The sequence below is a fragment of the Streptomyces drozdowiczii genome (assembly GCF_026167665.1).
Lineage (GTDB): Bacteria > Actinomycetota > Actinomycetes > Streptomycetales > Streptomycetaceae > Streptomyces > Streptomyces drozdowiczii_A.
Genome location: NZ_CP098740.1, coordinates 6,083,879 through 6,098,614, shown reverse-complemented (window position 1 = coordinate 6,098,614; position 14,736 = coordinate 6,083,879). Strand labels below are relative to the sequence as shown.

Annotated in this window: 11 protein-coding genes, 3 pseudogenes and 1 riboswitch; of the genes and pseudogenes, 11 read left to right on the top strand and 3 right to left on the bottom strand. The window is 71.6% G+C overall.

Annotated elements, in window-relative coordinates:
* Positions 1–114 precede the first annotated feature (114 nt).
* From NEH16_RS27790 to NEH16_RS27770, 5 genes and pseudogenes are all read left to right on the top strand, one after another.
* Positions 115–2,877 carry a glycoside hydrolase family 48 protein gene (locus tag NEH16_RS27790; protein ID WP_265547406.1) on the top strand — a complete coding sequence of 921 codons (2,763 nt, stop codon included), beginning with the start codon at positions 115–117 and terminating at the stop codon, positions 2,875–2,877.
* 165 nt (positions 2,878–3,042) lie between these two features.
* The gene (locus tag NEH16_RS27785; protein ID WP_276103596.1) at positions 3,043–5,169 is read left to right on the top strand and encodes a glycoside hydrolase family 6 protein; all 2,127 of its coding nucleotides are present in this window, start codon (positions 3,043–3,045) and stop codon (positions 5,167–5,169) included.
* A gap of 192 nt (positions 5,170–5,361) precedes the next feature.
* Positions 5,362–6,959 (top strand): annotated as a pseudogene (locus NEH16_RS27780) (sigma-70 family RNA polymerase sigma factor).
* A 78-nt stretch (positions 6,960–7,037) separates the two neighbouring features.
* Positions 7,038–7,772 carry a lysophospholipid acyltransferase family protein gene (locus tag NEH16_RS27775; protein ID WP_265545650.1) on the top strand — a complete coding sequence of 245 codons (735 nt, stop codon included), beginning with the start codon at positions 7,038–7,040 and terminating at the stop codon, positions 7,770–7,772.
* Positions 7,773–7,814: 42 nt separating this feature from the next.
* Complete coding sequence (locus NEH16_RS27770) at positions 7,815–8,864, top strand: NAD-dependent epimerase/dehydratase family protein (protein ID WP_265545648.1); 1,050 nt, start codon at positions 7,815–7,817, stop codon at positions 8,862–8,864.
* 11 nt (positions 8,865–8,875) lie between these two features.
* Here the strand turns inward: NEH16_RS27770 and NEH16_RS27765 are convergent, their stop codons facing one another.
* The gene (locus NEH16_RS27765; RefSeq protein ID WP_265545646.1) at positions 8,876–9,505 is read right to left on the bottom strand and encodes a TetR/AcrR family transcriptional regulator; all 630 of its coding nucleotides are present in this window, start codon (positions 9,503–9,505) and stop codon (positions 8,876–8,878) included.
* 128 nt (positions 9,506–9,633) lie between these two features.
* On the opposite strand from NEH16_RS27765, the gene NEH16_RS27760 reads away from it, so the two are divergent.
* On the top strand, positions 9,634–10,623 hold the full coding sequence (locus NEH16_RS27760) for an ABC transporter permease (RefSeq protein WP_265545645.1): 990 nt from the start codon (positions 9,634–9,636) through the stop codon (positions 10,621–10,623).
* A gap of 59 nt (positions 10,624–10,682) precedes the next feature.
* Here the strand turns inward: NEH16_RS27760 and NEH16_RS27755 are convergent, their stop codons facing one another.
* A complete protein-coding gene (locus NEH16_RS27755) occupies positions 10,683–10,970 on the bottom strand; it encodes a type II toxin-antitoxin system Phd/YefM family antitoxin (protein WP_265545643.1) in 288 nt (95 codons plus the stop codon).
* 96 nt (positions 10,971–11,066) lie between these two features.
* Between NEH16_RS27755 and NEH16_RS27750 the strand changes: the two genes are divergently transcribed.
* The 3 genes and pseudogenes from NEH16_RS27750 to NEH16_RS27740 all read left to right on the top strand — a co-directional run bounded on the left by NEH16_RS27750 (position 11,067) and on the right by NEH16_RS27740 (position 12,994).
* Positions 11,067–11,699, top strand: coding sequence for an ATP-dependent Clp protease proteolytic subunit (locus tag NEH16_RS27750; RefSeq protein WP_265545641.1), 633 nt, complete (start codon positions 11,067–11,069; stop codon positions 11,697–11,699).
* 7 nt (positions 11,700–11,706) lie between these two features.
* Positions 11,707–12,015, top strand: a complete 309-nt coding sequence (locus NEH16_RS27745; protein WP_265545640.1) for a hypothetical protein — start codon at positions 11,707–11,709, stop codon at positions 12,013–12,015.
* Between the two features lie 338 nt (positions 12,016–12,353).
* Positions 12,354–12,518, top strand: a riboswitch (cyclic di-AMP (ydaO/yuaA leader).
* 135 nt (positions 12,519–12,653) lie between these two features.
* Positions 12,654–12,994, top strand: a pseudogene (locus NEH16_RS27740) (C40 family peptidase).
* Positions 12,995–13,004: 10 nt separating this feature from the next.
* Here the strand turns inward: NEH16_RS27740 and NEH16_RS27735 are convergent.
* Entirely contained in the window at positions 13,005–13,436 is a 432-nt protein-coding gene (locus tag NEH16_RS27735; protein WP_073968933.1) for an ATP-binding protein, read from the bottom strand.
* A 205-nt stretch (positions 13,437–13,641) separates the two neighbouring features.
* On the opposite strand from NEH16_RS27735, the pseudogene NEH16_RS27730 reads away from it, so the two are divergent.
* Both NEH16_RS27730 and NEH16_RS27725 read left to right on the top strand, forming a co-directional pair.
* A pseudogene (locus NEH16_RS27730) lies at positions 13,642–14,500 on the top strand (helix-turn-helix domain-containing protein).
* A gap of 25 nt (positions 14,501–14,525) precedes the next feature.
* On the top strand, positions 14,526–14,723 hold the full coding sequence (locus NEH16_RS27725; RefSeq protein ID WP_073968935.1) for a DUF397 domain-containing protein: 198 nt from the start codon (positions 14,526–14,528) through the stop codon (positions 14,721–14,723).
* Positions 14,724–14,736 lie beyond the last annotated feature (13 nt).

Here is a 14,736-nt window from a genome sequence, read left to right as displayed (position 1 = left end):
GCCGCACCCCGTCCCCACCTCTTCCCCCTCCTCCCCTCCCCCTCGACGACACCCGCCACTGGAGGATTTGTGTCGATATCACGGAGAACGTTCAGCAGCGCCCTCGGCGGCAGCGTGCTGGCCGTCGGTCTGGCCCAGGGCACCGCGACCGCCCGGCCCGCCTCGGCACAGACCGGTACCGGCGCCCGCGCGGCCGCCGCCGGTGACGACCCGTACACGCAGGCGTTCCTCACCCAGTACGGCAAGATCAAGGACGCCGCGAACGGCTACTTCAGCCCGGACGGTCTCCCGTACCACTCGGTCGAGACCCTGATGGTCGAGGCGCCGGACCACGGCCACCAGACGACGTCGGAGGCCGTCAGCTTCTGGATGTGGCTGGAGGCCGCTTACGGCAGGGTGACCGGCAACTGGGCGCCGTTCAACGCGGCCTGGGCGGTGGCGGAGAAGACGATCATCCCGCAGCACGCCGACCAGTCCACCAGCGACTCGTACAACCCCTCGGCGCCCGCGACCTACGCCCCCGAGCACCCGCTGCCCAGTGGCTACCCCTCGGCGCTGGACGGCACGGTGCCGGTGGGCACCGACCCGCTGTCGGCCGAACTCGCCTCGTCCTACGGGACGATGGACGTCTACGGCATGCACTGGCTGATGGACTTGGACAACGTCTACGGCTACGGCAACAAGCCGGGCACCGGCGGCGAGTCCGGGCCGGGGGCCGGCGCCTCCTTCATCAACACCTACCAGCGCGGTGCGCAGGAATCGGTCTGGGAGACCGTCCCGCAGCCGACCACCGACCTCTTCAAGTACGGCGGCCCCAACGGGTATCTGGACCTGTTCGTCAAGGACTCCAGTTACGCCAAGCAGTGGAAGTACACCAACGCGCCGGACGCCGACGCCCGTGCGGTGCAGGCGGCCTACTGGGCGTACCGCTGGGCCTCCGAGCAGGGCAAGGGGAGCCAAATCGCGGCCTCGGTGGCGAAGGCCGCCAAGATGGGCGACTACCTCCGCTACGCCATGTTCGACAAGTACTTCAAGCGCATCGGCGGCTGCACCGACCCCAAATCCTGCCCCGCCGCCTCCGGCAGGGACTCCCAGCACTATCTGCTGTCCTGGTACTACGCCTGGGGCGGGGCCGCCGCGGGCAGCGGCGGCGGCTGGGCCTGGCGGATCGGGGACGGCGCCTCGCACCAGGGCTACCAGAACCCGCTCGCCGCCTGGGCGCTGTCCAACGTTCCCTCGCTCACCCCCAAGTCGGCGACGGCCAGATCGGACTGGTCCAAGAGCCTGACCCGGCAGCTGGAGTTCCTGACCTGGCTCCAGTCCAGCGAGGGCGCCCTCGCGGGCGGCTGCACCAACAGCTGGGAGGGCAGCTACAGCGCGCCCCCGGCCGGCACGCCCACCTTCTACGGGATGGCGTACGACTGGCAGCCGGTGTACCACGACCCGGCGAGCAACAACTGGTTCGGCTTCCAGGCGTGGGGCATGGAACGCGTCGCCGCGTACTACTACGTGACCGGCAACGCGACGGCCGAGGCGGTGCTCTCGAAGTGGGTCGCCTGGGCGTCGAGCGAGACGACCATCGGCTCCGACGGCAGCTTCCGCTTCCCCTCGACCCTCAACTGGACCGGGCAGCCCGACACCTGGAACGCCTCCTCGCCCGGTGACAACGCCGGTCTGCACGTATCCGTGGTGGACTACGCCAACGACGTCGGCGTGGGCGCCGCGTACGTGAAGACGCTCACCTACTACGCCGCCAAGTCGGGCGACGAGGACGCGGCGGCGCTCGCCAAGGCGCTGCTGGACGCGATGGCGCTGAACGCCACGGACAAGGGCATCTCGGTGCCGGAGACCCGGCTGGACTACAACCGGTTCGACGACGAGGTGTACATCCCGTCCGGCTGGACGGGCACCATGCCGGGTGGCGACCCGATCCGCTCCGGCTCGACGTTCATCTCCATCCGCAGCTGGTACAAGGACGACCCGGACTGGCCGAAGGTGCAGGCGTACCTGGACGGCGGGGACGCGCCCGTCTTCACGTACCACCGCTTCTGGGCGCAGGCCGCGCTCGCCCTGGCCTTCGCGATCTACGCGGAGCTGCTGGTGGAGGGCGGCGGCGGTGAGCCGGGCGGCGACACCGAGCCGCCGACCGCGCCGGGCGGGCTCACGGTGACCGCGACCACCAAGGACAGCGTCTCGCTCTCCTGGTCCGCGTCCACCGACAACACCGCGGTGACCGGCTACGACGTGTACCGCAACGGTGTGCTGGCGGGCAACGCGACCGGGCGGACGTTCACCGACACCGGGCTCGCCGCCGACACCGAGTACACCTACGCGGTCGCGGCGCGGGACGCGGGCGGCAACACCTCGGCGCTGTCCGACGCGGTCCTCGCGAAGACGAAGACGGGCGGCTCGACCGGTACCGGCGCGGTGAAGGTGCAGTACAAGAACAACGACTCCTCCGCGAGCGACAACCAGATCCGGATGGGCCTCCAGGTCGTGAACACCGGCAGCGCGCCGGTCGACCTGTCGACGGTGAAGGTGCGGTACTGGTTCACCGCGGACGGCGGACCGAGCACCTTCGGCACCTACTGCGACTACGCCGCACGCGGCTCGTCCACCATCACGCACACGGTGGTCGCCGTCTCCAGTCCGAGGACCGGCGCCGACCGCTACCTGGAGGTCGGTTTCACCGGCGGTGCGGGCACCTTGGCGGCCGGCGCGTCGACCGGTGAGATCCAGTTGCGGCTCAACAAGAGCGACTGGTCGAACTTCGACGAGAGCAACGACTACAGCCGGGCCACCAACACGTCCTACGCGGACTCCACCAAGGTCGGCGCCTATGTCGCCGGCGCGCTGGCCTGGGGAGTCGAGCCGTAACAGGCGCTCGGCACCTCCCCCGTGACCTGCCGGAGCGCCGGTCACCCCACCCACTCCCGATGGCGGGTCTACCACTCACCCCGCTGAACCCGCCATCGGGCAGCACCCCCATGAACCCGTCTGCGGGGAGTTTCCGCAGGCGTACGAGAGGAGCACGGAGCCGCAATGAGTACCAGAGGCACCATCAAGCAAGGTCTGCGCCGGAGGCTGGCCGCAGCCTCCGCCCTGGCCATGGGCGCGGCGCTGGCGGTGGCGATCCCCACCACCGCCGACGCGGCGGCGGCCCGGGTCGACAACCCGTACGTGGGCGCCAAGGCATATGTGAACCCGGACTGGTCCGCCAAGGCGGCGGCCGAGCCGGGCGGCGCGGCCATCGCCAACACCCCGGCCTTCGTCTGGATGGACCGCATCGCGGCCATCGGCGGCACCCCCGGGGCGATGAGCCTGCGCGAGCACCTGGACACCGCCCTCGACCAGGGCGCGAACCTCTTCCAGGTGGTCATCTACGACCTGCCGGGGCGCGACTGTGCGGCGCTGGCCTCCAACGGTGAGCTCGGCCCCACGGAGCTCGACCGGTACAAGAGCGACTACATCGACCCGATCTCCGAGATCCTCGCCGACCCGGCGTACGCGAACCTGCGGATCGTCACCATCATCGAGCCGGACTCGCTGCCCAACATCGTCACCAACGCGGGCGGCACGGCCGGTTCGACCGACGCCTGCGCGACGATGAAGGCGAACGGCAACTACGAGAAGGGCATCGGGTACGCGCTGCACACGCTGGGCGCGATCCCGAACGTCTACAACTACGTGGACGCCGCCCACCACGGCTGGCTGGGCTGGGACACCAACATGGCCCCGGCGGGCCTGGAGTTCAAGAAGGCCGCGACCTCCGAGGGCGCGACCGTGAACGACGTCGCCGGCTTCATCGTGAACACGGCCAACTACTCGGCCCTCAAGGAGCCGAACTTCAAGGTCACCGACTCGGTCAACGGCACCACCGTGCGCCAGTCCAAGTGGGTCGACTGGAACTACTACGTCGATGAGCTGTCGTTCGCCCAGGCGCTGCGCACCCAGCTGGTGGGCCAGGGCTTCAACTCGAACATCGGCATGCTGATCGACACCGCCCGCAACGGCTGGGGCGGCGCCGACCGGCCCACCTCGGCGGGCCCGCTGACCAGCGTGGACGCCTACGTCAACGGCGGCCGCGTCGACCGGCGCATCCACGCCGGCAACTGGTGCAACCAGAGCGGTGCCGGTATCGGTGAGCGTCCCACCACCGCCCCCGAGCCCGGGATCGACGCCTATGTGTGGGCGAAGCCCCCGGGGGAGTCGGACGGCAACAGCCAGCCCGAGGACAACGACGAGGGCAAGGGCTTCGACCGGATGTGCGACCCGACCTACGAGGGCAACGGGCGCAACGGCAACAGCAAGACGGGCGCACTGCCCAACGCCCCGCTCGCCGGCCACTGGTTCTCCGCGCAGTTCCAGGAGCTGGTCCGCAACGCCTACCCGCCGATCAACGGCGGTGGCGAGAACCCCGGCGGTGGCACCGACACCCAGGCGCCGACCGCGCCCACGGGCCTGACGTCCACGGCGAAGACCAGCAGCAGCGTCTCGCTGTCCTGGTCCGCGTCGAGCGACAACAAGGCGGTGACCGGCTACGACGTGTACCGGGGCGGCACCAAGGTGGGTTCGACGACCACCACCTCGTACACCGACACGGGTCTGTCGGCCTCGACCGCCTACAGCTACACCGTCAAGGCGAAGGACGCGGCCGGTAACGTCTCGGCGGCCTCCTCGGCCCTCTCCGTCACCACCTCCGCCGGGGGCGGCACCGGAACGGGCTCGCTGAAGGTCCAGTACAAGAACAACGACTCCTCCGCGACCGACAACCAGATCCGGTTCGGCCTCCAGCTGGTCAACACCGGCAGCACGGCGGTGGACCTGTCCACGGTGAAGCTGCGCTACTGGTTCACCCCCGAGTCCGGCTCCTCCACCTTCGGCACCTCGTGCGACTACGCGGTCCTGGGCTGCGGGAAGCTGAGCCTGGCGGTGAAGTCGGGCGGTACGGCGGCCGGGGCCAGCCACTACCTGGAGGTCTCCTTCGGCAGCGGCACCCTCGCGGCCGGCGCCTCCACCGGTGAGATGCAGCTGCGGCTGAACAAGAGCGACTGGTCCAACTTCAACGAGGCGGACGACTACAGCCACGGCACGGGCACCTCGTTCGCCGACGCGTCCAAGGTCGGCGTGTACACGGCCGGTGCGCTCTCCTGGGGCACCGCGCCCTGATCAGTGACCGGATGACCCGGTGACTCCGTCCGGCCCCGCCACCTGTGTGGTGGGGCCGGACTTCCTTGCACACACCGGGCCGGACATCTTTACGCACAAGTGAGCGACAGGTTTTTGTTATGGTCTCCGGCCGGGCGGCATCTCCCAGGTGTGCGTGAAGCCAGAACAGGACTCCGGAAGAGTGAGCACAGCATGGGCCAGGACCGCGAACGGGCGTTGATCAAGGCGGCACGGGCCGGTGACGCCGACGCCAAGGACCAACTCGTCGCGTCCTGTCTGCCGCTGCTCTACAACATCGTCGGACGCGCGCTGAACGGCCACGCGGACGTGGACGACGTCGTGCAGGAGACGGTCCTGCGCATGCTGCGCGCCCTGCCCGGCCTGCGGAATCCGGAGAGCTTCCGCTCCTGGCTGGTGGCCATCGCGATGAACGAGATACGCGGGCACTGGCGCGACCGGCAGTCCGCCGCGATCCCCGTGGAGCCCCTGGCCACCGGCCACGACCGGGTCGATCCGGCGGCGGACTTCGTGGACGTGACGATCCTGCGGCTCGGCCTGTCCGGGCAGCGCCGCCAGGTCGCCGAGGCGACCCGTTGGGTGGACGAGGACGACCGGGCGCTGCTCTCGCTGTGGTGGCTGGAGGCGGCGGGGCAGCTGACCCGGGCCGAGGTGGCCGCCGCCATGAACCTGTCGCCCGAGCACACCGCCGTACGCGTGCAGCGGATGAAGGCGCAGCTGGACACCGCCCGGGTGGTGGTGGGCGCGCTGGCCGCGCAGCCCCGGTGCATCCTGCTGGACGACATCCTGGCCGGCTGGGACGGGGCGCCCTCGCCGCTGTGGCGCAAGCGCATCGCGCGCCACGCGCGCGGCTGCACGGTCTGTTCGGGGTTCGGCTCCGGCCTGGTGCCGGCCGAGGGCCTGCTCGTGGGCCTCGCGCTGGTCCCGCTCGCGGTGGCCGGGGCGGGCCGGGATCCCCGGCTGACCGAGGTCGCGGCGGCCGCCCCCCTCGGCGCGTCCGCGCGGCCCGGCCGGGCGGCGCGGCGGCGGGACCAGGCGCGCCGCCGCCGGCGCAACGCCGTGGTGGCGTCCGTTCTCGCGGTGGGCGTGCTGGGGGCCGGGGCGCCGCCGTCCATCTGTCCACGGATGACGAGGGCGGCGACGAGGTCTCCGTCGCGACCGCCCCCGAGGCCGACGGCTCCGTCACCGCGACCGCTTCGGCCGAGGAGTCCGCCTCCGCGACGCCGTCCGCCTCGCCCTCGCACTCCGCCGGGAGCCCCAGCCCGAGCGCCACCAAGAAGAAGGACCGGGCGAAGCCGCGGAAGACGGCGCCCGCGACCACACGCCCTCCGGCGACGAAGGCCCCCTCGGCGACCCGGCCGGCCCCGGTCGAGCCCGCGCCGAGCCCGCCGTCGGACGCGGAACAGGTGCTGGCTCTCGTCAACACCGAGCGCGCGAAGGAGGGCTGCTCGCCGGTGACCGGGAACGACGAGCTGACGACCGCCGCGCAGCGGCACTCCGAGGACATGGCCGCGCAGGACTACTTCTCGCACACCTCGCAGGACGGCTCGGGCCCCGGCGAGCGGATCACGGCGGCCGGCTACCGGTGGAGCACGTACGGGGAGAACATAGCGAAGGGGCAGCGGACGCCGGCCGACGTGATGAACTCCTGGATGAACAGCCCGGGCCACCGGGCGAACATCCTGAACTGCTCGTTCAAGGAGCTGGGCGTGGGCATCCAGGACAGCCCCGGCGGCCTTGTCTGGACCCAGGACTTCGGCGCGCAGATGTGAGGGCGCGGCGTCGCCCGGCGGGCGCGGGGTATACGTCTCCATCATCGACCCGCTGATACACCGGACCGGGGAGAGACCGTGTTCTACTACGTCCTCAAGTACGTCGTTCTCGGGCCGGTGCTGCGGCTGCTGTTCCGGCCGGTCATCGAGGGAGCGGAGCACGTCCCGGACGACGGCGCCGCGATCGTCGCGGGCAACCACCTGTCGTTCTCCGACCACTTCCTGATGCCCGCGATCCTCAAGCGGCGGATCACCTTCCTGGCCAAGGCGGAGTACTTCACGGGACCCGGCGTGAAGGGCCGGCTGACGGCCGCCTTCTTCCGCAGCGCGGGCCAGATCCCGGTGGACCGGTCGGGCAAGGAGGCGGGTCAGGCCGCGATCCGCGAGGGCATCGGCGTGCTGGAGCGGGGCGAGCTGCTGGGCATCTACCCGGAGGGCACCCGCTCGCACGACGGGCGGCTCTACAAGGGGAAGGTCGGGGTGGCCGTGATGGCCATCCGGGCGCAGGTGCCGGTGGTGCCGTGCGCGATGGTCGGCACCTTCGAGATCCAGCCGCCCGGCCGGCGGCTCCCCCGCCTCAAGCCCGTCACCATCCGCTTCGGCGAACCGCTGGACTTCTCGCGCTACGCGGGCCTGGAGAACGAGAAGGCGGCCGTCCGCGCGGTGACCGACGAGATCATGTACGCGATCCTGCGGCTCTCCGGACAGGAGTACGTGGACGAGTACGCGGTGAAGGTCAAGCAGGCGGCCGACGGGAAGCAGCCGGGCAGGTTCCCGAAACGGCAACGCCGACAGCGGATTCGCGAGCGGTGAACGTCGCTGGTCGGAGGCGTGGGCCGGGCCTAGCGTTCGGGCATGAGCAAGGGACGCGCATGGGTGCTGGGAGCGACGGGACAGATAGGGCGGGCCGCCGTGCGCGCGCTGTCGGAGGACGGCTGGGAGGTGACGGCGGCCTCGCGCGGCGGAGGCCGTGACGAGAGCTGGGACGACGGGGTCGGGGCGGTCGCCCTGGACCGCGACGAGGAGGGCGCCCTCGCGGCGGCGCTCGGACCGGGATGCGACGTCCTGGTCGACATGGTGGCGTACGGGCGGCAGCACGCCCGGCAGCTGACCGGGCTCGCCGGCAGGATCGGCTCGGTGGTCGTCGTCTCCAGCGGCGTGGTGTACGAGGACGAGAAGGGCCGCAGCTTCGACACGATGGGCGAACCGGGCCGGGAACCGCGCTACCCGGTGCCTATCCGGGAGTCGCTGGGCACCGTGGAGCCGGGCGAGGACACGTACGCGACGCGCAAGATCCGGCTGGAGCGCGATCTCCTGGCGGCCGGCGACGCGCTGCCCGCCACATTGCTGCGGGCGGGTGCGGTGCACGGCCCGTACTGCCGCTCGCCGCGTGAGCTGTACTTCGTCAAGCGGGCGCTGGACGGCCGGACCCGGCGCGTGCTGGCGTACGGCGGGGCGTCCCGCTTCCATCCGGTCCACTCGGCGAACGTGGCGGAGCTGATCCAGCTGGCCGCCGCCCGGCCCGGATCCCGGGTGCTGAACGCCGCCGATCCGCAGGCGCCGACGGTCGCGGAGATCGGCGAGGCGGTGGACGCGGTGCTGGGCCGGAGCACGGAGACGGTGCTGATGCCCGGCGGCCCGACCCCGGAGGGCGTCGGCTCGACGCCGTGGAGCGCGCCGCACCCCATCGTGTACGACATGTCGGCCGCCGAGCGGGAACTCGGCTACCGGCCGGTGACGGGGTACGCCGAATCGCTGCCGGAGACCGTCGAGTGGATCGCCGGGCAGCTGGCCGGACGGGACTGGCGGGAGGCGTATCCGGCCATGCTCCGGTCGTACGGGACGGGCCTGTTCGACTACGCGGCGGAGGACGCCTGGCTGGCGGAGCACGACCGGAAGGGGTGAGGCCGGGCGGGTCAGCCCGCCTTCACCGGGTCCATCGACATCAGTCCGCGCAGCCCGTTCTCCAGGACCTCCGGGCCGGTGTCGCCGAACATGGCGAGCTGAGCGATGAACCCCTGGGCCGTCGCGATCAGGGCCCGGGCGACGTGCTCGTCGGGCACGTCCGCCCGGAGCACCCCGGCCTCCCGGTACAGCCCGACCAGCTCCGTCCAGGCCCCGCGCAGCCCGCCGAACGCCTCGGTGAGGGCGGCCGACAGCCGTTCGCTGCGCAGCGTCTCGGACCACACCTGGATGATCAGTCCCGCGTACGCCCGGGGTTCGAGCCCCCGCCCCGATTCGAGGCCGTCCGCGAACAGGCTTCGCGACACCCGGCCGATCAGGACGTCCGGGGCGGGGACGGGGGTGTCCCGGGCCGCGCCCTCGAAGGCCCGGCGCACCCCGTTCACGGCCTCGGTCGCGATGGCCTCGATCAGGTCCTCCTTGCCGCTGAAGTAGCGGTAGACCGCGCCGGCCGACAGACCGGCCTCCTTCAGCACGTCCTGCATCGAGGTGCCGTGGAAGCCGTCACGGGCGAAGCAGCGCGCGGCGCCGTCCAGGATCTGTCTGCGGCGGGCGTCGAGGTGCGCCTGGGATACACGGGCCATGCCGCCAACTTAAAACGAACATTCATTCTTGACAACCGCCGACCGCGAGCGCGACAGTGTCGGAGTCAGATAAAACGAACGATCCTTCTCTTTGAGGGTTCGTCCTCTCCGAAATCGAGGCCCTTCCCATGTCCCTCACCCCGAACCGCCGCCTGGTGGGGGTGGTCCTGCTGGTTCCGCTGGTGGTGACCCTCGCCCTGTGGGCCTTCGCCTGGCCCGCCGCCCGCACCGCACCGCGCGACCTGCCGGTCGCGATCGCCGGTACCGCGCCGGCCGCCGACCAGCTCCAGCAGCGGTTCGAGGAGCGCGACGGGGCCTTCGAGGTGCACCGCTACGCCTCCGAGGCCGAGGCCCGGGACGCGATCGAGGACCGGACCGTCTACGGCGCGGTCGTCGCGACCGCCAAGGGCCCCGAGCTGCTGACGGCGAGCGCGGGCAGCACGGTGGTCGCCCAGCTGCTGCGCGAGGCGGTGACCGCCGGGGCACCGGCCGGCTCCGAGGTGCCGGTCACCGACGTGGTGGCCGCGCCCGCCGCCGACCCGAGGGGCGCCGTGCTCGGCTCCAGCATCCTGCCACTGGCCATCGCGGGGGTCGCCGCCGGCGCGGCCGTGACCGTGCTGGGGCTGCGCGGGGCGCGGGCCGGGGTCGCCCTGCTCGGAGTGGCCGTCCTGGTGGGGCTCCTGGCCACCGCCGTGACGGACAGCTGGCTCGGCGCCCTCACCGGCGACTGGTGGAGCGAGGCCGGGACCGTCGCCCTGATCGTGCTCGCCATCGGCGCGCCGGTCGCGGGACTCGCCGCCCTGCTCGGCACACCGGGCATCGGGATCGGCGCGCTGCTCATGGTGCTGCTGGGCAACCCCTTCTCGGGAGTGACCAGCGCGCCCGAACTGCTCCCCCGCCCGATCGCCGTGATCGGTCAGCTGCTGCCGCCCGGGGCGGGCGGGTCCGCACTGCGCTCGGTGGCGTTCTTCGACGGCGCGGCGGCGGGCGTCCCCGTCCTGACGCTCGGCGTGTGGGCGGTGCTGGGGCTGGTCGCGGTGCTCGTCGGCGGGCGCCGCAGGCCGGCCGCGGACACCACGGCGCCGGCATCGGCGCGGGAGCCCGCACTGGCCGGCTGACCATGCTCAGGAGTGCGCCCCCGTCCTGGTGGACGGGGGCGCTTCGCTGTGTACGGGGGTCAGTCGTCCCGGCCGCGGTGGCCCCGGTGCTCCGCCGCGATGCCGAAGCGCTGCCGTTCGCCCGGAGCGGACGGGGTGGAGCCGATCGAGGAGACGGAGCTGATCACCTGCTCCTGCTCCGCCGCCGCCTCCTCCTTCTCCAGTCGTTCCAGGTCAGCGGCCGATACGAGGGCGACGAGCGGTTTGCCGTGCCGCGTGACGACCACGCGCTCGCCGCCGTAGACGACTCGGTTGATCAGTTCGGCGAGTTCAGCCCGGGCTTGCGTCACCGGAATCTCGTAAGCCATGCTCCCATCATAACCTTCTGTACGTCCTGTACATTTTTTACGGAAGCGTGCGCGGGCGCCCCGCTGTGCCCGCGCGACCGGAGGAGAGGCACCGCCGTGTACCGTCCCGTCGCCCGTCACGTCCTGCCCGAGTTCACCGAGCGCACCTCCCAGGGGTCCCGGACCCTCGACCCGTACTCCAAGCTGCTCGCCGAGCGCGTCGTCTTCCTCGGCACCGCCCTGGACGAGACGGCCGCCAACGATCTGGTGGCCCAGCTGATGTACCTGGAGCACGACGCGCCGGACCGGCCCGTCTCGCTGTACATCAACTCGCCGGGCGGCTCGTTCGGCGCGATGACGACCCTGTACGACACGATGAACTTCCTCGGCTGCGAGGTGGAGACCTACTGCCTGGGCCGGGCGGGGGCCGGGGCTGCGGTGCTGCTCGCCGCGGGCGCCCCGGGCCGGCGGCACATGCTGCCCGGCGCCAAGGTGGTCGTCAGCCAGCCCGCGCTGGACGAGCCGGTCCAGGGGCAGCCGTCCGACCTGGAGATCGAGGCACGGGAACTGGCCCGGATGCGCGACACGATGACCGCCATGCTGGCCCGGCACACGGGGCGCTCCGCCGAGCAGGTCACCGAGGACACCGAGCGCGATCTCGTCCTCGACGCGGAGGCAGCTCTGGCGTACGGGCTGGTGGACCACATCGTGCGGAACCGGCTCCCGGTGCCGCCGCGCTCCGGGTGGTGAACCGGGGATGCAGCCACCGGAGTTCTCGCCGCTGCCCGCCCTGACCCGGGCCGAGTCCGAGTTCATCGACCGCTATCTGCATGTGGTCGACCAGGTGGGCCGGATCAACCCGGCGCACGGGGACGACACCTACGCGGCCCTGCGCGCCGCCCAGGCGCTCGCCTCGCACGCGGCGGCCTTACGGGACGCGCTCGCGCTGATGCACCGGCGCGGCGAATCACGTATCCACAGCGCCACGTTGACCCGCGCGCTGCGGGCGCTGGACGGCGAGCGGCGGGCGGGCCGGGTCGCCCTGCCGCCCGCCCCGCCGGACTGACACCCCCGCAGGTCACCGACACGCCCGAGGGGTGCGCCGGATTTCCTCGCTCGTTCGGCGTAGGAGTTCCCTCTCACGAGCGACGGGCCGATTTGCCTTTTCCTGATGCGCGGGGGGCGGATTCCTTCGCGACGCCGCTGGTACGGCCGTGGCCGCGGGCGGCCGGCGGACCGCCGTACGGGTTTCCGTCCACCTGAACGGGCCATCCGTGACGGTCTTCACCGATGGCTGTTCCGGCTCGGAAATCCGGCCCGAGGTGAGTCAAGATCCGTGGGACGACAAGCCCCCGCCACCGCGGCGGGGCGGTCCGGGCGGACGCCGAGTCCTGCCGCCGCCCGGATGACTGGTCGACAGGAGTGGATCGGCAGGAGTGGAGGACCCGAGCACTACGGGACCGCCGGATCTCCGGTTGTCCCTCGGGGTGAAGCCGCGTCACGCGGCCGGGCGACTTCGCCAGCCCGAACCCGACAGGTCATCCTTCACAGGCGGCTGACGAAGGGTTGCGCATGAGTGCGCAGGTTCATGTCCCGTCTCTGCTCGCCCGGGCCACCACGGCCTCGGTCATGACTCTCGCCGCCGTCGGCGGCACGCTGTGCGTCCCAGGAGCCGCGCCCGAGGCGCAGGCGGCCGGCCACGCGATGAAGGCCCTGAAGATCGCCGCGTCGAAGAAGGGGGCGCCCTACCGCTGGGGCGCCACCGGGCCCGGCAGCTTCGACTGTTCGGGGCTGACGCTCTATTCGTTCAAGAAGGCCGGCAAGAAACTCCCCGGACGGCCCAGCAGCAGTACAACAGGACCAGGCACATCTCGGCGTCCAAGCGCCAACGAGGTGACCTGGTCTTCTTCCATTCCGGGCGCAGCGTCTACCACGTCGGCATCTACGCCGGCAGCGGGAAGATCTGGCACTCGCCGAAGACGGGCGCCGTGGTCCGCCTGGAGAAGATCTGGACGCGGAGCGTCTACTACGGCCGGGTCGCCTGACCCGGCCGCCTCAGGGCTGGACGGGGACCTGCCACGGGAGCGCCACCCAGACGGTCTTGCCGCCGTCGGCGGTGGGGGTGACGGCCAGCCGGCCGCCGTACTCCTTGGCCAGCGAGCGGATGATGACCATGCCGCGGCCGTTGTCCTGCTGGACGGCGGCGGGCAGCCGCTGCGGCCGGCGGGGGTGGCTGTCCGTCACCCCGAGGCGCAGTTCCTCGTCCCGTTCCAGGCGCAGGTCGACGGTGAAGGTGGGCGACTGCCCGAAGGTGTGCAGGACGGCGTTGGTGGCCAGCTCCGAGAGGATCAGGCGGACGGTGTCGGCCAGCTCCGCGTCCTCGGGCAGGCCCCACTCCGTCAGTACCCGGGCGACGAACCCGCGGGCCGCGGAGACCGAGACCGGCTCGCTCGGCAGGGTGACGCGTGCTTCCTGATGGTCTGCCATGGCGAGCCGTCCCTTTCCCACCCGATACCGGACCGGCGAGCGGTCCGGTTGTGCTTCGCGCCAGATTGCCACCGATGCTCCCCTCCGTGGCGGCGATCCACCAAGATATGCATATATCTGTCCCTCAAACCGGTGAACTCTCCCCACACGGGCCCGCTCGGGCGCCACACTGTCTGCTCGTCGGGCAGCGGGAGGGAGCCATCGGATGCAGCACGGCCCTGCGGTGCGGCGCCGCAAGCTGGGAGAGGAGCTGCGGAGCCTGCGTCACACGTCAGGTCTCACGAGCCGGGAGGCGGCGGCGCTGCTCGGCTGGCACCAGTCGAAGGTGAGCAGGATCGAGACAGGTGTCAGCGGGGTGCGGCCGGATGACGTGAACCGGCTTCTCGACGCGTACGGCATGGACGATCCGAAGCTCCGCGAGGTCCTGGGCGCGCTCGCCGGTTCGGCGGGCGGGGCGGCGCCGGCTGGTGGCACGCCTACCGGGGGCTCATCCCGCCCAGTACCGCGACTTCATCAGCCTGGAGTCGCAGGCGCGCACCGCCCGCACGCTGGAGACCACGGTGGTCCCGGGCCTGTTGCAGACGGCCGACTACGCCCGCGCGGTGACCCGGGCATCGCTGGACGGACTGCCGTCCGGCCAGCTGGACTCGCTGGTGGAGGTGCGGCTGACCCGGCAGGGGGTGCTGCGCAGCGATCCGCCGCTGCGGCTGAGCGCGGTCCTGGACGAGGCGGTGCTGCACCGGGAGGTGGGTGGCCGAAGAGTGATGCGGGAGCAGCTGCGCCATCTCGCCCGGGTGGCACAACTTCCCCATGTGCAACTCCAGTTGCTTCCGTTCTCGGTCGGCGGCTATGTCAGCCTCACCAGCCCTTTCGTTATCTTCTCCTTTCCGACCGCTTCCGACCTTGACGTGGTCGTTCTTGACCACTTGACGAGTAGCCTCTATCTGGAACGGAAAGAAGACCTTGCGGCGTACAGCTCGGCCTTCGAGACCCTTCAGACGCACGCGCTGTCGCCGGAGCACACGCTGGACCGGATCGCCGCGATCGACCGCGGCGACCGGTGACCCCCCACCGCCCGGAGGAAGCGTCATGTCCGAACACCTCGCCCGGCACGCCTCGCGCTGGCGAAGCAGCAGCTACAGCACGGGGATGAACAACTGCGTGGAGACCGCGCCGTCCGGGAGCGGCCGGCTGCTGGCCGTGCGCGACTCGAAGGACGTGGCCCGGACGCCCCTGGAGTTCTCCACGGCGGCCTGGACGTCCTTCGTCTCCGGCTTGAAACGCTGAGCCGGACCACCGC